Annotated in this window: 18 protein-coding genes and 1 pseudogene; 12 read left to right on the forward strand and 7 right to left on the reverse strand. The window is 72.1% G+C overall.

Features of this window, described 5'->3' with window-relative positions:
* Positions 1-6: 6 nt before the first annotated feature.
* A complete protein-coding gene (gene otsB, locus AC07F0_RS02475; RefSeq protein ID WP_478973230.1) occupies positions 7-861 on the forward strand; it encodes a trehalose-phosphatase in 855 nt (284 codons plus the stop codon).
* 6 nt (positions 862-867) lie between these two features.
* Here the strand turns inward: otsB and AC07F0_RS02480 are convergent, their stop codons facing one another.
* Entirely contained in the window at positions 868-1,113 is a 246-nt protein-coding gene (locus AC07F0_RS02480) for a DUF3263 domain-containing protein (RefSeq protein ID WP_436726632.1), read from the reverse strand.
* A gap of 35 nt (positions 1,114-1,148) precedes the next feature.
* The gene (locus AC07F0_RS02485) at positions 1,149-2,402 is read right to left on the reverse strand and encodes an ABC transporter substrate-binding protein (RefSeq protein ID WP_478973233.1); all 1,254 of its coding nucleotides are present in this window, start codon (positions 2,400-2,402) and stop codon (positions 1,149-1,151) included.
* 132 nt (positions 2,403-2,534) lie between these two features.
* Here AC07F0_RS02485 and AC07F0_RS02490 point away from each other — a divergent pair, with 132 nt between their 5' ends.
* The 3 genes from AC07F0_RS02490 (at position 2,535) to AC07F0_RS02500 (ending at position 5,738) form a co-directional block, all read left to right on the forward strand.
* Complete coding sequence (locus AC07F0_RS02490) at positions 2,535-3,476, forward strand: ROK family protein (RefSeq protein WP_478973236.1); 942 nt, start codon at positions 2,535-2,537, stop codon at positions 3,474-3,476.
* Positions 3,476-4,687 (forward strand): N-acetylglucosamine-6-phosphate deacetylase, encoded by a 1,212-nt coding sequence (gene nagA / locus AC07F0_RS02495; protein WP_478973238.1) that lies wholly within the window; start codon positions 3,476-3,478, stop codon positions 4,685-4,687. The genes AC07F0_RS02490 and nagA overlap by 1 nt, the downstream gene beginning before the upstream one ends.
* A gap of 121 nt (positions 4,688-4,808) precedes the next feature.
* On the forward strand, positions 4,809-5,738 hold the full coding sequence (locus AC07F0_RS02500; protein WP_478973241.1) for a 1-phosphofructokinase family hexose kinase: 930 nt from the start codon (positions 4,809-4,811) through the stop codon (positions 5,736-5,738).
* A gap of 9 nt (positions 5,739-5,747) precedes the next feature.
* Here the strand turns inward: AC07F0_RS02500 and AC07F0_RS02505 are convergent, their stop codons facing one another.
* Both AC07F0_RS02505 and cdgB read right to left on the reverse strand, forming a co-directional pair.
* The gene (locus AC07F0_RS02505; RefSeq protein WP_478973243.1) at positions 5,748-6,683 is read right to left on the reverse strand and encodes a carbohydrate-binding protein; all 936 of its coding nucleotides are present in this window, start codon (positions 6,681-6,683) and stop codon (positions 5,748-5,750) included.
* A gap of 117 nt (positions 6,684-6,800) precedes the next feature.
* Complete coding sequence (gene cdgB, locus AC07F0_RS02510; protein ID WP_436726626.1) at positions 6,801-8,462, reverse strand: diguanylate cyclase CdgB; 1,662 nt, start codon at positions 8,460-8,462, stop codon at positions 6,801-6,803.
* Positions 8,463-8,844: 382 nt separating this feature from the next.
* Between cdgB and AC07F0_RS02515 the strand changes: the two genes are divergently transcribed.
* Both AC07F0_RS02515 and AC07F0_RS02520 read left to right on the forward strand, forming a co-directional pair.
* Positions 8,845-9,429, forward strand: a complete 585-nt coding sequence (locus AC07F0_RS02515; RefSeq protein WP_436726625.1) for a flavin reductase family protein — start codon at positions 8,845-8,847, stop codon at positions 9,427-9,429.
* A gap of 48 nt (positions 9,430-9,477) precedes the next feature.
* Complete coding sequence (locus tag AC07F0_RS02520) at positions 9,478-9,945, forward strand: GNAT family N-acetyltransferase (RefSeq protein WP_478973246.1); 468 nt, start codon at positions 9,478-9,480, stop codon at positions 9,943-9,945.
* On the opposite strand, the gene arfB is transcribed toward AC07F0_RS02520, so the two are convergent.
* Complete coding sequence (gene arfB / locus AC07F0_RS02525; protein WP_478973249.1) at positions 9,942-10,379, reverse strand: alternative ribosome rescue aminoacyl-tRNA hydrolase ArfB; 438 nt, start codon at positions 10,377-10,379, stop codon at positions 9,942-9,944. The two genes, AC07F0_RS02520 and arfB, sit on opposite strands and share 4 nt — an antisense overlap.
* 146 nt (positions 10,380-10,525) lie before the next feature.
* On the opposite strand from arfB, the gene AC07F0_RS02530 reads away from it, so the two are divergent.
* Complete coding sequence (locus tag AC07F0_RS02530) at positions 10,526-11,101, forward strand: TerD family protein (RefSeq protein WP_010035999.1); 576 nt, start codon at positions 10,526-10,528, stop codon at positions 11,099-11,101.
* 127 nt (positions 11,102-11,228) lie between these two features.
* Here AC07F0_RS02530 and AC07F0_RS02535 read toward each other — a convergent pair whose 3' ends face one another.
* The gene (locus tag AC07F0_RS02535; protein WP_478973252.1) at positions 11,229-12,623 is read right to left on the reverse strand and encodes a M1 family metallopeptidase; all 1,395 of its coding nucleotides are present in this window, start codon (positions 12,621-12,623) and stop codon (positions 11,229-11,231) included.
* A 37-nt stretch (positions 12,624-12,660) separates the two neighbouring features.
* Between AC07F0_RS02535 and AC07F0_RS02540 the strand changes: the two genes are divergently transcribed.
* Together AC07F0_RS02540 and AC07F0_RS02545 are read left to right on the forward strand one after the other, a co-directional pair.
* Positions 12,661-13,161, forward strand: a complete 501-nt coding sequence (locus AC07F0_RS02540; RefSeq protein WP_385657589.1) for a hypothetical protein — start codon at positions 12,661-12,663, stop codon at positions 13,159-13,161.
* A gap of 69 nt (positions 13,162-13,230) precedes the next feature.
* On the forward strand, positions 13,231-13,887 hold the full coding sequence (locus AC07F0_RS02545) for a hypothetical protein (RefSeq protein WP_478973255.1): 657 nt from the start codon (positions 13,231-13,233) through the stop codon (positions 13,885-13,887).
* Between the two features lie 8 nt (positions 13,888-13,895).
* Here AC07F0_RS02545 and AC07F0_RS02550 read toward each other — a convergent pair whose 3' ends face one another.
* Positions 13,896-14,603, reverse strand: coding sequence for a pentapeptide repeat-containing protein (locus tag AC07F0_RS02550; protein WP_478973258.1), 708 nt, complete (start codon positions 14,601-14,603; stop codon positions 13,896-13,898).
* Positions 14,604-14,743: 140 nt separating this feature from the next.
* On the opposite strand from AC07F0_RS02550, the gene AC07F0_RS02555 reads away from it, so the two are divergent.
* From AC07F0_RS02555 to AC07F0_RS02565, 3 genes and pseudogenes are all read left to right on the forward strand, one after another.
* A complete protein-coding gene (locus tag AC07F0_RS02555) occupies positions 14,744-15,904 on the forward strand; it encodes an FAD-dependent oxidoreductase (RefSeq protein ID WP_478973261.1) in 1,161 nt (386 codons plus the stop codon).
* 65 nt (positions 15,905-15,969) lie between these two features.
* A complete protein-coding gene (locus AC07F0_RS02560) occupies positions 15,970-16,950 on the forward strand; it encodes a zinc-binding dehydrogenase (RefSeq protein ID WP_478973264.1) in 981 nt (326 codons plus the stop codon).
* 78 nt (positions 16,951-17,028) lie between these two features.
* Positions 17,029-17,220 (forward strand): annotated as a pseudogene (locus AC07F0_RS02565) (hydroxyurea phosphotransferase); the annotation flags it as partial.
* Positions 17,221-18,336 lie beyond the last annotated feature (1,116 nt).

The following is an 18,336-nucleotide window of genomic DNA, read 5'->3' on the forward strand; positions in this document are numbered from 1 at the left end:
CGGCGGATGAGCAGCACCACGCCGGCGTCGCAGCCGCTGCCCCCTCCCACGACGAAAGCGGGCCAGGAGGGTCTGGACGCCCTCCTGGCCCGCCCCGGCCAGGCGCTGATCGGCCTCGACTTCGACGGGACGCTCGCGCCGATCGTGGCCGACCCCGAGCAGGCCCGGGCCCACCCGGACGCCGTACCCGCGCTGGCCGCGCTCGCGCCGAAGGTCGCCGCCGTGGCGGTGATCACCGGGCGGCCCGCCGAGGTCGCGGTTCGCAACGGCGGCTTCGCGGATGTCCCGGGCCTGGAACACCTCGTGGTCCTCGGCCACTACGGCGCCGAACGCTGGGACGCCCGCACCGGCGAGGTCAGCGCCCCCGAGCCGCATCCCGGCGTCGCCGCCGTCCGCGCCGAACTGCCCGAGCTCCTCGAACGGCTCGGCGCGTCGCAGGGGACCTGGATCGAGGAGAAGGGCCGGTCGGTGGCGGTGCACACCCGCCGGGCCGCCGACCCGCAGGCCACGCTGGACTCCCTGCGCGATCCGCTCGCCGGCCTGGCCGGCCGCCACGGCCTGATCGTGGAGCCCGGCCGCATGGTCCTCGAACTGCGCCCGCCCGGCATGGACAAGGGCGCCGCCCTCACGGGATTCGCCCGGGAGATCGGCGCCGGGTCCGTCCTCTTCGCCGGCGACGACCTGGGCGATCTGCCCGCCTACTCGGCCGTCGACACGCTCCGCTCGGACGGCACCCCGGGCCTGCTGGTGTGCAGCGGCAGCGACGAGGTGACCGAGCTGAGGGAGCGGGCGGACGTGGTGGTGAACGGCCCGGAGGGTGTCGTACGCCTGCTGCGTGACCTGGCGGACCGGCTCGGCTGACGGGTCCTAGCGCTCTGCCCGGCGCGTCTCCCGTATCCGCCGCAGCCGGTTCACCGTCACCGGGTCGTGGGCCAGGGCCCGAGGGTCGTCCAGCAGGGCGTTGAGCAGCTGGTAGTAGCGCACCGGGGCGAGGCCCAGCTCCTCCCGTATGGCCCGTTCCTTCGCGCCGGGCCCGGAGAAACCACGGCGTTCGAGCGCCAGGATGTCCCGCTCCCTGCGCCCGAGCCCCTCGCCGCCCGTGTCCTCGTCCATGCCAGGCACCGTAACGCCCGCCACCGACAGCGGGTCTACTCCGCGCTCTCCGCCCGCGTCGCCGCCGCCTGGAGGTGGCCCAGGACGCCCGAGGGGCTCCCGGTGGGCGCGACGGCCTTGCCGATCTGCTTCTTCACCTCGGCGCTGACGTCGGCCCAGGAGGTCTTGCCGACCGGGTAGAGCTCGGAGGCCACCAGCTCCTCCAGGAACGGCCTGAGGTGCCGGTCCCGGCCGGAGGCGGCCATGGTCGCGGACGCGGAGCTGGTGACCGGCAGCAGGTCGTACTCGCGGGAGAAGGCCAGCACGTTCTTCTCGCTGTAGACGAAGTCGAGGAAGTCGCCGACCTGGTCACGGTGGCCGTTCTTCCGGAAGGCCGTCATCCAGTCGGCGACGCCGAGCGTGGACTTGCTCGGCCCCTCCTTGCCCGGGGTCGGCACCATGCCGTACTCGACACCATGCTTGGCCGCGATCTTCATCAGGGAAGGGTGGCCGTTGAGCATGCCGACCTCGCCCTTGGCGAAGGCGGCGAACGCGGCGGCCCGGTTCAGCTCGCCGGGCGCGACCGGCCCGGTCAGGTCCTTGGCGACCAGTTCGTTCTTCAGCCAGGAGAAGGTGTCGATGTTCTCCGGGGAGTCGATGCCGTAGCTGTCGACGCTGTCGGTGTAGCCGCCCCCGCCGCTGAGCATCCACTGCAGGGTCTCGGCCTGAGCCTCCTCCGGGCCGAGGGGCAGCGCGTAGGGGTACCGCACCCCCTCGTCCTTGAGCGCCTCGGCGTCGTCGGCCAGGTCGTCCCAGGTCTTGGGCGGGGTGATGCCGGCCTTGGCGAAGAGGGTCTTGTTGTAGAAGAGCACGCGGGTGGAGGAGGCGAACGGCATGCCGTACTGCACGCCCTTGACCTGTCCCGCGGAGGCCAGCTGCCCGACGAAGTCGGCCTGCACGGGTATGGAGAGCAGGTCGTCGGCCTTGTAGAGCTGGTTCTGCGCCGCGTAGTCGGCGTACGCGCCGATCTGCGCCATGTCCGGCGGGTCACCGGCGGCGACCATCTCCCTGACCTTGCGGTCGACGTCGTTCCAGGAGTAGACGCTGACGTCGATCTTCACCCCGGGGTGGTCGGCCTCGTACTCCTCGACGAGCTTGTCCCAGTACTTCTTGGAGCTGTTGGCCGCACTGTCGCCGTAGTCCGCGGCGACCAGCTTCAGGGTCACGTCGGCCGAGCCGCCCGTCACGCCACAGCCGCCGAGGACCGCCGTCATGCCCAGTGCGGACACCACCGCGATCGTTCCTGCCATCCACCGCCGCTGCACCGCTGTTCTTCCCCAACCCTGGCGTGACCGCCGACGAAAGCTTTCGATAATCGGAACAAGGTCTACACCACGCGAGTGGACTAGACCTCTCGCGGGTCCCCGGGTCACACTGTTCACGTGAGACATGTCATCGCCCTCGACGTGGGCGGCACCGGGATGAAGGCCGCTCTGGCCGGTCCGCAGGGCGAGCTGCTGCACCGGGCCCGCCGCCCCACCGGACGCGAACACGGACCGGACGCCGTGGTCGCGGGCATTCTCGGCTTCGCCGCCGAGTTGCGCGCCCACGGCGCCGAGCGGTTCGGCACGCCCGCGTCGGCCGCCGGCGTGGCCGTCCCCGGCATCGTCGACGAGGCGCGGGGCGTCGCCGCCTACGCCGCGAACCTCGGCTGGCGCGACGTCCCCCTGCGCGACCTGCTGGCGGAACGGCTGGGCATCCCGGTCGCCCTCGGCCACGACGTGCGCACCGGCGGCCTCGCCGAGGGCCGGATCGGCGCGGGCCGGGGCGCGGACCGGTTCCTGTTCGTGGCGCTGGGCACCGGCATCGCGGGCGCCATCGGCGTCGACGGCCGGGTCGAGGCGGGCGCGCACGGCTTCGCGGGCGAGATCGGCCACATCGTCGTGCGCCCCGGCGGGACACCGTGCCCCTGCGGCCAGCGCGGCTGCCTGGAGCGCTTCGCGTCGGCGGCGGCGGTGAGCGAGTCCTGGGCGACGGCCTCCGGCGACCCGGGCGCGGACGCGGCGGACTGCGCGAAGGCCGTCGAGTCGGGCGATCCGAGGGCTCAGGCGGTCTGGCAGGACGCCGTGGACGCTCTGGCCGACGGCCTGGTCACGGCCCTGACCCTGCTGGATCCCCGCACCCTGATCATCGGCGGCGGGCTGGCGGAGGCGGGGGAGACGTTGTTCACGCCGCTACGGGAAGCCATCCGTCGCCGCATCACCTTCCAGAAACAGCCGTCGATCGTCCCCGCAGCTTTGGGGGACAGCGCCGGTTGTCTGGGGGCGGGCCTGCTGGCCTGGGATCTTCTGCTGTCGACCGACCGTTCGGAGGTAACCACCTGATGGCAACGCCCCCAGGGGCGCGGGGAACTGCGCAATCAGCCCCAACGCACCCGCACCCCGCCACGGCCGGACACCCCACGGTCCTCACCGGCGCGACCGTGGTCCTCCCCACAGGCACCATCGAAAACGGCCAGCTGACCATCGACGGCACCCGCATCACCCACACGGCCCCCGACAACGCCCAGGTCATCGACGTAAACGGCCACTACGTCATCCCCGGCTTCATCGACATCCACAACCACGGCGGCGGCGGAGCCTCCTTCACCTCCGGGTCGATCGAGGACATCCTCAAGGGCATCCACACCCACCGCCTGCACGGCACGACCACCCTGGTCGCCTCGACCGTCACCGGTGACATGGACTTCCTCACCCAGCGCGCGGGCCTGCTGAGCGAGCTGGCCGAGCAGGGCGAGATCGCCGGTATCCACTTCGAGGGCCCGTTCATCTCCCCCTGCCGCAAGGGCGCGCACTCCGAGGCACTGCTGCGCGATCCGGACCCGGCGGAAGTCCGCAAACTGATCGACGCGGCCCGGGGCAGGGCGGCGATGGTCACGCTGGCCACCGAACTGCCCGGCGGCACCGACTCCGTACGCCTCCTGGCCGAACACGGCGTGATCGCGGCGATCGGCCACACCGACGCGACGTACGAGCAGACGGTCGAGGCCATCGACGCGGGCGCGACGGTCGCCACCCACCTCTTCAACGCGATGCCGCCGCTCGGCCACCGCTCCCCCGGCCCGATCGCCGCGCTCCTGGAGGACGACCGGATCACGGTCGAGCTGATCAACGACGGCACGCATCTGCACCCCGCCGCACTCCAGCTGGCGTTCCACCGCGCGGGCGCGGACCGGGTGGCGTTCATCACGGACGCGATGGACGCGGCCGGTTTCGGCGACGGGCGCTACTGGCTGGGCCCGCTGGAGGTGGAGGTCGCGGACGGCGTGGCCCGCCTGCTGACGGACGGCACGATCGCCGGCTCGACGCTCACCCTGGACCGCGCGTTCAAGCGGGCGGTCACGGTCGACGGCCTGTCCGTCGAGGACGCGGTGACGGCCCTCTCGGCCACCCCGGCCCGGCTCCTCGGCATGGACGACCGGATCGGCTCCCTGGAGCCCGGCAAGGACGCGGATCTGGTGCTCCTGGACGCGGACTACGAGCTCAAGGGCGTGATGCGCCGCGGCGAATGGGTGGTCGGTCCCCAACTGCGTTGATCCGTCCCGCGGTAGGGAGACGGTGGCCGACTCCAGGACTGGGCCGACCGCCGTCTCTTTGGCATGATCGGACTAACTGAACGTTCGGCGGCAAGCGCATTCTCGGGGGAGGTCGGCCCAGGTGATCCTCACGGTCACGCTGAACACCGCTCTCGACATCACGTACCGCGTCCGGTCCCTCCGGCCGCACGCCTCCCACCGCGTCTCCGAGGTGACGGAACGCCCCGGCGGCAAGGGCGTCAACGTGGCCCGGGTGCTCGCCGCGCTCGGGCACGAGGTGACGGTGACCGGTTTCACGGGCGGGGCGACGGGGCGGGTCGTGCAGGAGCTGCTCGCGGCGGCGCCGGGCGTGGTGGACGCGCTGGTCCCGGTCTCGGGCGCGACCCGCCGCACGATCGCCGTGGTCGACGAGCGGACCGGCGACACGACGCAGCTCAACGAACCGGGCCCGATGGTGACGCCCGCCGAATGGTCGGCCTTCCAGGAGGCCTACGAGGACCTGCTGCGATCCGCCTCGGCGGTGGCCCTGTGCGGCAGCCTGCCCTCGGGCGTGCCGGTCGGTGCGTACGCCGGCCTGGTCCGTACGGCCCGTGCCGCCGGTGTCCCGGTCCTCCTGGACACGAGCGGCGAAGCCCTGCGCCGGGGCGTCGCGGCCCGCCCGGACATCATCAAGCCGAACGCCGAGGAACTGGCGGAACTCACCGGCTCCCACGAGCCCCTGCGCGCCACGCAGGATGCCCGCCGCCGGGGCGCGGCCGCGGTCGTGGCGTCCCTCGGCCCGGAAGGCCTCCTCGCCGCCACCCGAGACGGCCGCTGGCGAGCCACCCCACCGGCCTCCGTACGAGGCAACCCGACGGGCGCGGGCGACTCGGCGGTCGCGGGCCTGCTGTCGGGCTTGGTCGAACACCTCCCCTGGCCGGACCGCCTGGCCCGGGCAACAGCGCTGTCCGCGGCGACGGTGGCAGCACCGGTGGCCGGGGAGTTCGACCGGGGGGTGTACGAGGAGCTGCTGGGGAAGGTGACGGTTTCGGGGGAGGTCAGTGCCGCCTGAGCGGGGCCGTCACTTCTGGAGCCAGAGCTGATCGAGGTTCGCGTCGCACTGGTTGCCCTCGTTGCAGGCGAGCTCGATCGTGTTGGTGCCCTCGGACAGGTTGACGTTGGACCATGTCTCCTGCCAGCCCTTTTCCCAGTCGCCCTTGGGCAGGTTGCCGAAGTTCTTCATGTTGACGGGCCGGTCCTGGGGCTTGCCGTTGACGACCAGCGTGGCGTTCGCGTCCACGCCCGGGATGCCATAGCGCACGTACAGCCGGTAGGTGCCGGCCTTCTTGATGCCGTCGACGGTCCAGGTGACGGTCGCTCCGACGTGGTTGAAGCCCGTCACATAGACGCCACCGTCGGCCTTCGCGCCCTTGATGTCCGACGCCGTCGAAACGCCGGGCCCGAGCCGCAGCGTCTTGGCGTCGGTCTTCGGAAGCTCGACCTGGCTCTCGCCGCCCTTGCTGCTCGACGGGCTCGGCTTCGACGCCTGGGACTGGGTCGGCCCCGGGTTGGCCTGGTTGTCGGGCTCGTCCTTGTCCTTCTCGCCGCCCAGCATGGCCACGCCGATGCCGATGACGACCGCGGCGACCACCGCGATGGCGCCGATCAGCAGGCCCTTGGTGTTGGGGCCGCGGCCACCCCGGCCGCCACCGCCGCCGCCCGGTACCTGCTGCTGCGCGGTGGGCGCGCCGCCGGGCAGTGTCTCCGGTGCCGCGTAGTGCGCGTTCGGCCGGCCGGGAGCGCTCTGCTGCGGGACCTGGCCGTACGGTGCGGTCTGGCTCGCCTGCGGCTGCTGGCCGTACTGGCGTGTGCCGACCGCCCGCACCCGGTTGACGGAGTTCGGGTAGCCGTAGCCCCCGGACGGCGGCTGGGCCCCGTTGGCCTGCCCGTCGGCGTAGAGATAGCCGAACGGGTCGTCGTCCTCGGGCGTGCTCGCGCCGTTGTTGCCGGGCGTCATCCCTTGGTCTCCTCAGTCAGGTGCGGTGCATGCGGTACACGGGTGAGTAAGCGAGCCTACCCGCTCCCAGAGACCCAAACGGGTGACTCAGACCGCATCAACTCGCTGACCTGGGCATCACCCGGCGCGTCTGTGTTGTTTGGGACGAGATCGTTTCTCGACGTACATCCGCTCGTCAGCGGATTTCAACACTTCGTCCGCCGTCATTCCACAGTGTGCCCATCCGATGCCGAAGCTGGCGCCGACCCGGACGGCCCGCCCCTCGGCACGGATGGGCTGGATGATCTCGTTGCGCAGGCGGACCGCGAGGTCCTGCGCGTCGGCGCGGCCGAGCCCGTCGGCGAGGATGACGAATTCGTCGCCACCCAGCCGGGCGACGGTGTCGCCGTCGCGGACACCGTTGCTCAGCCGGCGGGCGACCTCGATGAGCACCGCGTCACCCGCGTTGTGCCCGAACCGGTCGTTGATCGACTTGAAGCCGTCGAGGTCGCAGAAGAGGACGGCGAGGCCCTTGGTGCCGTCGTCGTGGTCGCCGTCCGGGGCGACGGTGTGCACATGGTGGTCGTAGGCGTCGAACGGCTCGGTGCTCGGCCCGGCGTCGAAGGCGTGGCCGATCGCGTCGAAGGCGGGGTGGCCGAAGGCCGCGTCATGGGACTCGACGATGCCGGGGTGCGGCGGCGCGGCGCGCTGGCACAGCCGGGCGGACAGGCGGGAGCGCAGCTCGGCGGAGTTCGGCAGGCCCGTGAGCGAGTCATGGGAGGCGCGGTGGGCGAGCTGGAGCTCGCGGCGCTTGCGCTCCTCGATGTCCTCGACGTGGGTGAGGAGGAAGCGCGGGCCGTCGGCGGCGTCCGCGACCACGCTGTTGCGCAGGCTGACCCAGACGTAGGTGCCGTCCCGGCGGCCGAGGCGCAGCTCGGCCCGTCCGCCCTCGGCGGAGGTGCGCAGGAGGGTGCCTATGTCCTCGGGGTGGACCAGGTCGGAGAACGAGTAGCGGCGCATCGCGGAGGCGGGGCGGCCGAGCAGCCGGCACAGGGCGTCGTTCGTCCGCAGGATGCGGCCGTGCTGGTCGCCGCCCATCTCTGCGATGGCCATGCCGGACGGGGCGTACTCGAAGGCCTGCCTGAAGCTTTCCTCACTGGCCCGCAGCGCCTGCTGCTCACGCTCCAGCCGGACGAGCGCCCGCTGCATGTTGGCGCGCAGCCGGGCGTTGCTGATCGCGATGGCGGCCTGGAAGGCGTACATCTGGAGCGCCTCGCGGCCCCAGGCGCCGGGGCGGCGGCCGTTGCGCGGCCGGTCGACGGACAGCACGCCGATCAGCTCGCCGCAGGCCGCGCTGCCCTGCGGGCCGGGCGCGTACATCGGGGCGAAGAGCCGGTCGGCCGGATGCCACTCGTCCTCGAAGCGGGGGGCGGGGCCGTCGGTGTACCACTGCGGGACGTCGTCGTCGTCGAGGACCCAGCCCTCGGTGTGCGGTATGAACACCAGGTCACCCCAGTGCTCGCCCATGCCGAGGCGGCGTTCCCAGGACTCGCGTGAGCCGACACGGCCGGTGATGAGGGCCTCGGCGGCCGGGTTCCCGGCGAAGGCGGCGACGACGAGGTCGCCGTCGGGTCGTACGAGGTTCACGCACGCCAGCTCGTACCCGAGGGCGGCGACGACGCCCTCCGCGACGGTCTGCAGTGTGTCCGCCAGGCTGCGGGCCGTGTTCATGTCGGCCATGACCTGGTGCAGTTGCCGCAGGGAGGCAAGGCGGACGTAGGGCTCCGACTCGGTCTCCATGCTCGCCCTCCCCCCGAGACCTCGCAGCGAATCAAGGGTTCTCATCGGCGTATCGTCCTGGCAGCTTCCCAGCCACTGAATCACAGCGCGCTGCCCACTCGGTACACAGGGTCAACAATTCCTGCCCCTTGTGACTCAAGTCACAGGCAAACCTGAACAATTGAGTGGAGTTTCTGCGTTCTTCACGTGCGGCTACCGAACGCAAACTTTGCCAGGAGCGCACCTATATTTCCCCCGCGCCCGCCGGGAGCCCGCCGGAAACCCGTCAGGAGTCAGTCGGAAGCCCGTGGGGAGTCCGCCTGAAGCCCGTCGGAGGTCCTAAGACCGTGATCGGGCGGGAGCCCGATGCGGGGCGCCGGAGACGGAGATTAGCGTTTCGGGTGTGCCGAACACTCCCACTGTCCCGTCCGCGATCATTCCGCCGCCCGCCTCCGGGCATGCTGAGGGGGTGAGCAACGACGAGTTCCGCGCCGCCATGTCCCGGCTGGCCTCGGGCGTGGTCCTGGTGACCGCGCAGGAGCCGCCGCTCGACCCGGACGACCCCTCGGCGCCGGGCAGCGAGGACGTGGGCATGACGGCCACGGCCTTCATGTCGGTGTCCCTGGATCCGCCCCTGGTGCTGGTGAGCCTGCGCGAGGGCTCCCGGATGGACGAGCTGCTCGACGAGCAGCCCCTGTGGGCGGTCTCGGTCCTCTCCGAGAGCCAGCGGCACATCGCGGGCCGCTTCGCCATGAAGGGCCGCGTCAGCGACCGTCTGCTCTTCGCGGACATCCCGTACACACGCGGCGAGTACACCGACGCGCCCCTGGTCGGCGGCGCCTTGGCCGTCCTGGAGTGCCGCACCGAGCAGCGGGTCCGGGCCGGCGACCACACCCTCGTCATCGGCCGCGTCCTGACGGCCCGCGTGCCGAGCGCCGAGGGCGGGCCGCTCACGTACTTCCGGGGGCGGTACCGGCACCTGGGGTGAGGCGGAAATCCGGTGGCCCGGGGTGATCGGCGTGCCTAGGGTGCGCGCATGACAACGACGGGCCCTCGCCTCGAAGAGATCACCGCCAGGAACCTCGACGCCGCGCTCGGCATCCGCGTTCGCCCCGACCAGGAACACGCGGTCGCCCCGGTCGTGAAGTCCCTCGCCGAGGCCTATGTGCATCCCGGCGTCGCCTGGCCACGCCTGATCGTCGACGGCGACCGCCCGGTCGGGTTCCTCATGGCCTTCCTCGACATCGACTGGTACGAGGACGGCAGCGTGCTGCGCTCAGGCCTGTGGCGGCTGAACATCGCGGCCGGGGCGCAGGGCCGGGGTTACGGCCGTTTCGCCGTCGAGTCCGTCGCGGAGGAACTCCGCCGGCGCGGCACCAAGCAGCTCTACGTCACCTGGCATCCCGGCCCCGACGGCCCGGCGGACTTCTACCTGGGTCTCGGCTTCCGCCCGAACGGGGAGACCAGCGGGGGCCAGACGGTAGGGGTGCTTGAGCTGGTCTAGTTCCAGTTCTGGGCGCCGCGCCCCCGCTTGGTCTCCGAGCGCTGCTTCTTCTCGCGCAGCCGCCGCTCGTTGATGCCCCGGGGGATCCGGGTCGGCTTGCGGGGCTTGGGCGGGGGTGCGGTCGCCTCGGCGAGGAGCGCGGCGAGGCGTACGGCGGCGGCCTCGCGGTTGCGCCACTGGGAGCGGTGCTCGGAGGAGCGCACGGTGACGACCCCGTCGACCAGGCGCCCGGCCAGCCGCTCCAGCGCCCGCTTCTTCCACACCTCGGGCAGCGCCTCGGTCCTCGCCAGGTCGAAGCTGAGCTCGACCTTCGAGTCACTGGTGTTGACGTGCTGCCCGCCCGGCCCCGACGACCGTGAGAAACGCCAGATGAGCTCGGCCTCGGGCAGGGAGACGGAGCCGCGGATGACGTGGGGACCAGACATGCCCTCCATGTTCCCGCTCCTGACCGGTCCACGTCACCCGAATAATCGCGCGTAAAGAAAGTAAAGGACCTGGAACCTCGCGTACCCCTCTCCACGTTCATGGGGGTAGCTGTAGCTTCTTTGCCGTACGTAAACGAGGGAAGGGACTCCCAACAATGGCTGTAAGCCTGTCCAAGGGTGGCAACGTCTCGCTCACCAAGGAGGCTCCGGGCCTGACCGCTGTCACCGTGGGCCTCGGCTGGGACGTCCGCACCACCACCGGCACGGACTTCGACCTCGACGCGTCCGCGATCGCGGTCAACACGCAGGGCAAGGTCTACTCGGACGCCCACTTCGTGTTCTTCAACAACAAGCAGACCCCGGACAACTCGATCGTCCACACCGGTGACAACCGCACGGGTGAGGGCGCCGGCGACGACGAGGCGATCAACGTCAACCTCGCCGCCCTCCCGGCCGACATCGACAAGATCGTCTTCCCGGTGTCCATCTACGACGCCGAGAACCGCTCGCAGAACTTCGGGCAGGTGCGCAACGCCTACATCCGCATCGTCAACCAGGCCGGCGGCGCCGAGATCGCCCGCTACGACCTGTCGGAGGACGCGGCCACGGAGACGGCCATGGTCTTCGGCGAGCTGTACCGCAACGGCGCGGAGTGGAAGTTCCGCGCCGTCGGCCAGGGCTACGCCTCGGGCCTGGTCGGCATCGCCCAGGACTTCGGCGTGAACGTCTGACGGACGCCCTCACACGGGGCAGAAGCCCCCGGCGCCGGTCCACCGGCCCGGGGGCTTCCCCGTCCCCGGCCCCGGCCCGCCCCCGATACGTCCCCGACCCGGCGTCCTAGGGCCCCCTGGCGCGCCCTCAGGCCCGCTCCGGCTTCCCCTCCCCGTACAGCCAGTCCTCCCAGATCCCGTCGAAGTCCTTCCCGGGCGCCCGCTTCTCGACGTACGCCGTGAAGTCGGCCGTGTCGGCGTTCCCGTGGCGACGGTCCGCCGCCCAGCCCCGGAGGATGTCGGCGAACACCTCGTCACCCACCGCCTGGCGGACCTTGTGGAGGACCATGGCGCCGCGCTGGTAGACGGGGGCTCCGGAGAGGTGCGCGGCGTCCACGGGTTTCGCCGGCGGGAAGGACCAGAGATCCTCGTAGGTCTTCTCCCCGTGGTCGTACAGCGCGTCGAAGGTCTCCTGCGCCGTCTCGCCGCCGTGGTCCTCCTCCCACAGCCACTCCACGTACGTCGCGAAGCCCTCGTTGAGCCACATGTCCCGCCAGCTCTCCGGCGTGACGGAGTCGCCGTACCACTGGTGGGCGAGTTCGTGGACGAGGAAGGTGATGTCGGGGGCGCCGGGGAAGACGGGACGGCTCTGGGTCTCCAGGGCGTAGCCGATGCCGGGCGCGCGGTCGACGATCGCGCCGGTCGAGGAGAAGGGGTACGGGCCGAATCGCCGTTCCGCCCAGCGCAGGACCTCGGGGAGGCGCGCGAGGACCGGGCGGCTTGCCTCCTTCTCCGCCGGGTCGACGGCCGTGTACGCGGGCAGGCCCTTCCGGGCGGCGGAGCGGGAGATGTCGTAGTGGCCGATGGCGAGCGTGGCGAGGTAGCTCGCCATCGGCTCGGCGGTGTGCCAGCGGAAGGCCGTCCGGCCCCGCGCGGTCGTCTCGCCGCGCAGCTCCCCGTTGGACACGGCTCGCAGCCCGCGCGGCACGGTCACCGTGAGGTCGTACGCCGCCTTGTCGGAGGGGTGGTGGTTGCCGGGGAACCAGGCCATCGACCCGGTGGGTTCGCCCAGCGCGAGCGCCCCGTCTCTCGTGCGCAGCCAGCCCTCCTGCGAGCCGTCCGGGTCGGTGACGGTCTCGGGCGCCCCGGAGTAGGCGACGGTCACGCGGAACGTCTCACCCCGGTCGAGATCCTCGCGCGGCCGGACGGTGAGCTCCTGCCCGGCACGGTTCCAGCGGGCGGTCTCGCCGCCGACCGTGACCTTCCCGACCTCCAGGCCGAGCAGGTCGAGGTTGAAGGCGGAGAGGGCCTCGGTGGCCCGGGCTGTCAGGGTGGCCGTACCGGTGAGGCGGTGTGCGTCCGGGGCGTAGTCGAGGCGCAGGTTGTAGTGGGTGACGTCGTAGCCGCCGTTGCCGGCCTTCGGGAGGTACGGGTCGCGCACGCCGGAGCCGCCCGGGCCGCCGTGGACTCCGCCGCACGCGGTGAGGGCCAGGGCGACGGGAACGGCGGTCAGCGCGGGGACAAGACGTACAGATCGGGCCACGATCGCGATCCTACGGCCGCGTGACACCATCACCTCCGTGCTCGATATCGGCTACGCCCTCTCCAACCGCTTCCCCGACCCGCCGCAGACCGACTACCGCCGCGCGGACGTCCGCGCCCTGCGGCACGACCTGTTCTGCGGTGACGTCTACCTGGCGGACACCAAGACCGACCACGAGGTGTCCACAGCCTGGGGATGGGTGCCGGTACTCGACTTCGCGTGGGCGCTGTGCGACATCGTGGAGCGGATCGACCGGGACCCGGCGGGCTCGCGGGCGTCCCGGCCGCAGCGGGCGGAGCTGGACTTCACCGAGTCCACCGACCGGATGCTGTTCGAGCGCCGCTTCGGCTGGGTGGACATCGAGGCCGACTGGATGCGCGCGGAGGAGCCCCCGCTCACCGTCTCCCACTCCGAACTGCGCCGCGAGGCCCGCGACTTCCTGCACGACCTGATCGCCGACCTCACCGACCTGCATGACGACCTCGCCGAGAACCCGGCGATCTGGACGCTCCAGGCGCGTTTCCCCAGGGTCTCCTGACGGAGCCGACGACCGCGGTGACACCCTTGGCCGTGATCGGTACCTGACACACACGGGGAGAGCGGGAGCATGACGCCGGGGCGTGTGACCTACGGGCTGGACTACAGGGTGCACCCACCGGCCGTCGTCAGCGGCGACGGAATGGGGCAGGGCACCTCCGTCCGGCTGTGCCGTGACCCCGACAGCCCCGCTCCCGACCGGCTCCGCTCGCTGCGGGCCTTCCATCTGCGGGCCGAGGACGGCACGCCGGTCGCCCGCGTGGTCACGGAGCAGGCCCTGGGGTCCCGGCTGAGCGGGCGTCCGGCGGTGTACCAGGTGCAGGATCCCCACGGCGCGCCGCTCGGGCGGATCACGCTGCGGCGCCGCCGCGCCTTCCGCTGGGGCCGCAGGCGCTGGACCGTCGAACCGGTGACCGGCCCCGCCCTCCAGGGGTACGAGGGCCGTCTGGTGTGGTGGGCGCTGTGGTGGCCTGTTGGTTTTCCGGTGTACCTGCTGCTGTTGATCTGGGCCCTTCTGGCGGGAGACGGCGACGGCTTCGGACCGCCACGCCGCATCATCTGGCGCGACACCTCACGCCGCGCCCATCTCGTCTTCCGCGCGGTGGCCGAGGACTACCGGCTGCTGAGCCACGAGGTGGACCCGCGCCTGATCAACGCCCTGATCGCACTGCACCAGTCCTACGACTGCCCGGAACGGGCGGGAACCTGGGGCTGGTACGGGAGTTGAGCGGGTGATCAGCCCTCCACCCTGATCCCCCACTGCGTCGCCAGCACCGGTGCCAGGTCCAGCAGTTGGCCCGTGCTGATCACCGCCCCGGCCAGCCGGTCCAGGCCGCGGCTGATCTCCAGTGTCACGGCACCGCGCAGGTCGACGTCCTTGAGGGTCGCCGCGTGCAGGTCCGCACCCTTCAGCGCGCAGTCCACGAACTCCACGCGCTCCAGGCGGGCACCGCCGAAGTCCGGCTCGACCAGGACGCAGCCCTCGAAGACGACGTCTCTGAGCCGGGCCATGCGCAGGTTCAGACAGTCGATCTTGCCGCCGCGGATCAGCACCCGCTCCAGCACCGCCGCGTGCATCTGCGTGCCCCCGAGGCGGGCGTCGATCAGCTCGACGTCGCGCAGGGTCGCCTCGGCGAGATGCGTGCCGACGCCCCGGACGCCCGTGAGTACCGAGTCCAGGACGGAGGCGTGCGGCAGCCGGACCTCGTCCAGCGCGCACTCCGTCAGGGCGCAGTCAAGGAAGCGGGCCCCCGCCCCGTCCTGCCCCGCGAGATCCGCCTCCCGGAACTCCAGCCCGTCGTAGTCCCCGTCCGGCTCCAGCCCGCCGCCTGTGAAGGGCTCCAGCGCGGGCAGCCGGATCTCCGGTCGTCGCGCCGCCTTCACCCGCGTACGGCCCGCTCCCGTACCGCCCGGACCCCTGCCGCCCGCCGCACTCCTCGCCATGCGCCCATGCTGCATCACCCCACTGACAACAGCCTCTGACCTGCCCGGTAAGGGGCCATGTCACATTCCGGGGCCGTCGAACGGTCGTACTCCCAGAAGCGTGCCGAAGAGTGTCGTCGAGTCCAAGGAGACCCCCAGCCATGCACCGCATCACCGTCATCGGCGGCGGCTTCGCCGGACTGACCGCCGCCATCACCGCCGCCGAGGCGGGCGCCAAGGTCACCATCCACGAAGCCCACCACACCCTCGGCGGACGGGCCCGCACCGCCGAGGGCCCCTACCGCACGAACGAGGGCCCGCACGCCCTCTACAACGGCGGCCCGCACTGGGCCTGGCTCAAGCAGCGCGACCTGATCGGGCCGCTCGCCCCGATCCCACCCCTGGAAGCCGCCCGGCTACGGCTGCGGCACCACGGCGTGCTGCGCCGCACCCCGCCCTTCCCGATGCTGAAGCTGCTGCGCCGGACCTCCGAACAGGCGCCCGTGGACGTCGACTTCCTGACCTGGGCGACCGGCATCGCGGGCGAGGAGGGGGCCCGGGCCGCCGCCCACTACTCGGCCGTCGCCCTCTTCCACCACGACCCCGGCTCCCTGTCGGCCGCGTTCGTGCAGGAGCGGCTGCGCCGCGCCACCAAGCTGCCGCCCGAGGCGCACTACCCGCGCGGCGGCTGGGCCACCCTCATCGACCGGATGGCCGCCCGCGCCTGGAACCTGGGCGTCCGGATGGAGACCCTCTCCCGCGTCGACACGCTCCCCACCGACACGCCGGTCGTCGTCGCCACCTCCCTCGACGCCGCCCGGCGCCTGCTCGGCGACGACTCCCTGACCTGGCCGAGCGGCCGTACCGTCCTCGTCGACCTCGCCGTACGGACGCGGCGCGGGGACGCGTTCGCGGTGTCCGACCTCGACGCGCCGGGCTGGCTCGAACGGTTCACCGCCCAGGACCGCAGCCTCGCCCCGGCCGGTCAGCAGCTCATCCAGGGGCAGATCCCCATCGCCCCGCACGAGTCCAAGGCCGACGGCACCGCCCGTGGCGAGCAGCTGCTCGACCTGGGCTTCCCGGGCTGGCGCGAGCGCGTCACCTGGCGGCGCGAGGCCGTCGCGAACGGCCGTACGGGCGCGGTCGACCTGCCCGGCACCAGCTGGCGCGACCGGCCCTCCGTGGACCGGGGCGACGGTGTCTACCTCGCCGGCGACCAGGTCGCGGCCCCGGGTGTGCTGTCGGAGGTCTCCTTCAACAGCGCCCTGACGGCGGTGTCGTTGGCACTCGGCCGGCGGGAGCTTGACCTCAAGCAAGCTTGAGGTTGAAGGCTGGGCGCACCGCACGACCCCACTGGGACACCGGACAACCCGACCAAGGAGCTCCCATGCACGCCATCCGCCTGCACGCCTTCGGCCCGGCCGAGAACCTCACCTACGAGCAGGTCGAGGACCCGCGGCCGGGCCCCGGCCAGGTCCGTGTCGCCGTACGGGCGGCGGGCGTCCACCTCCTGGACACCGCCCTGCGCGAGGGCGGGCAGGGTCCGGCGCCCGAGCCGACGCCCCTGCCCACCATCCCCGGCCGCGAGGTCGCCGGCGTCGTCGAGTCGCTCGGCGAGGGCGTCGCGGACCTGTGGCTCGGCAAGCGGGTCGTCGCCCACCTCGGGTTCGTCCCGGGCGGTTACGCCGAACTGGCCGTCACCGAGGTCGAGCGCCTGCACGAGATCCCGCGGAACCTGGACTTCGCCGAGGCCGTCGCCATGATCGGCACGGGCCGTACGACGATGGGGATCCTGCAGTTCGCCGAACTCGGCCCCGACTCGGTGGTCGTCGTCCCGGCCGCGGCCGGCGGCATCGGCACGCTCCTCGTGCAGTACGCCAGGAACGCCGGCGCCACGGTCGTCGGCCTCGCCGGCGGGCCCGAGAAGGTCGCCCGCGTGCAGGCGGGCGGCGCCGATCTCGCCGTCGACTACAAGGACCCGTCCTGGCCCGCGAAGGTCCGGGCCCACCTCGGCGGCCGGGCCGCGACCGTGGTCTTCGACGGCGTCGGCGGCGACGTGGCCCGCGAGGCCGTCGCCCTGCTCGGCCCCGGCGGCAAGCACGTCGTCTTCGGCTGGTCCGCGGAAGGCATCCACGAGGGCGGTCCCTACCTCGTCGAGGGCGTCTCCGAGCAGGTCCTCGGCCCCGTGATGCTCCAGAAGGCCGGCGGTCCCGACCCGGTACGCACCCTCGAACTGCGCGCCCTCACCGAGGCCGCCGCCGGCCGTCTGACCCCGGCCGTACAACGCTTCCCGCTCCGCGAGGCCGCGGCCGCGCACCGCGCGCTGGAGAGCCGGGGGACGATCGGAAAGGTGGTCCTGGAGCCCTGAGGCGAGGTCACGCCTGTTGAATCGCATGCCGCGTAAATCGCATGCCGCGCCCGGGCGCACCCCACTACCGTGCCGAAAGTGATCGACATCCCCCGGGACCTGGCAGCGTCACAGGAGAAGTACAACGGCGAGGCGGGCCGCGCCTTCATCGAGGAACTGCCGGACCTGACGGCCGGCTTCCTCGACCGCTGGGACCTGGAGCCCGACGGACCGCCCATGCACGGCGTGTCCGCCCTGGTCCTCCCGGTCGTCCGCGCCGACGGCTGCCCCGGTCGCGGCGGTTTGGCCCGGAGGCACTGCGGAGCCGGGGCGTTGGCGCGCTCGTTGCGGGCGTGACCGCGCAGCACCAGCCCCGTCACGAGGGCGGCGATCATCCCCGTCGTGGCCAGGGTCACGCCGGTCCACCCGTTCAACCAGGTGACCCCGGTCACCACGACGCCGCCCACGGCGATCCCGGCAGCCGGCCCCCTCGGCAGCGTCCTGATCGCGGAGCCGACGAGCACCGACAGAGCGAGCGCCGTGATGGGCGCGGGTTCCTGCGGCAGGTCGTCCCCGGCGATCAGGGACACGGCGACGGCCGTCACGGCCAGGCCCGCGATCGCGGTCTGCATCCTCTGCCGCTCGCGCATCAGCGCGAGGCCACCCACGATGATCGAGACGGCGGAACCGAACACCCCGGAGGCGCCGCCCCAGCTGTCCATGAGCATGAACGTCGTGAAGACGACCCCCAGGCTGAACACGGCGCCGAGCCCGATGGTGGACATCATGCCAGTCGGCTTTGTCGGCCGATCCCCTGTCTTCATGCCGCTCAGGCTAGAGAGCCGAAGCTCATCGTGTACCGGCCAAAAGTACGGAAGAGCGTTGACGGAGCCGTGCTTTGGGCCAGTCCTGACAACTCCCCAGTCTTCTCCTTGACCCGAGTGGCACAACCGCCGCGCCGCACAATTAGCGTCATCGAAGAGAGGACATGGGGCCGCGGGGAGACCGGCACGGCGCGCGGCGACCAGCACGACGACCTCGCCCAAGACCACGCTGCCCGCCACCAGCATCAGGACGACTACGAAGGGCCTCATCGGCGACGCGGTCGCCGTGCTCAAGGACGCCCAGGCGGTGCTGCCCCTGCTGCCGAACGCGGTCACGGACGTCGACACACACCCCTACCGCGGCCAGGCCGGGAACTGCTCGATGAAGCGGCCGGCCATGGCGCCCCATGTATCCCTGAGTTGCCCGATCAGGCATTCAGCGGTCCGTACGGATGCCTCGGGAGCCCGGACCGAGCCCGCGACGCTGGGGAGGCCTTCTCTCCCGGCCGCGTTCCATGGGGCCCCGACGCCGCAACGTCTCGCCCGGGCACCTGGGCATCCGTAGCGATGTCCAGGCGTCGGC

This window comes from Streptomyces sp. NPDC045955 (genome assembly GCF_056430805.1).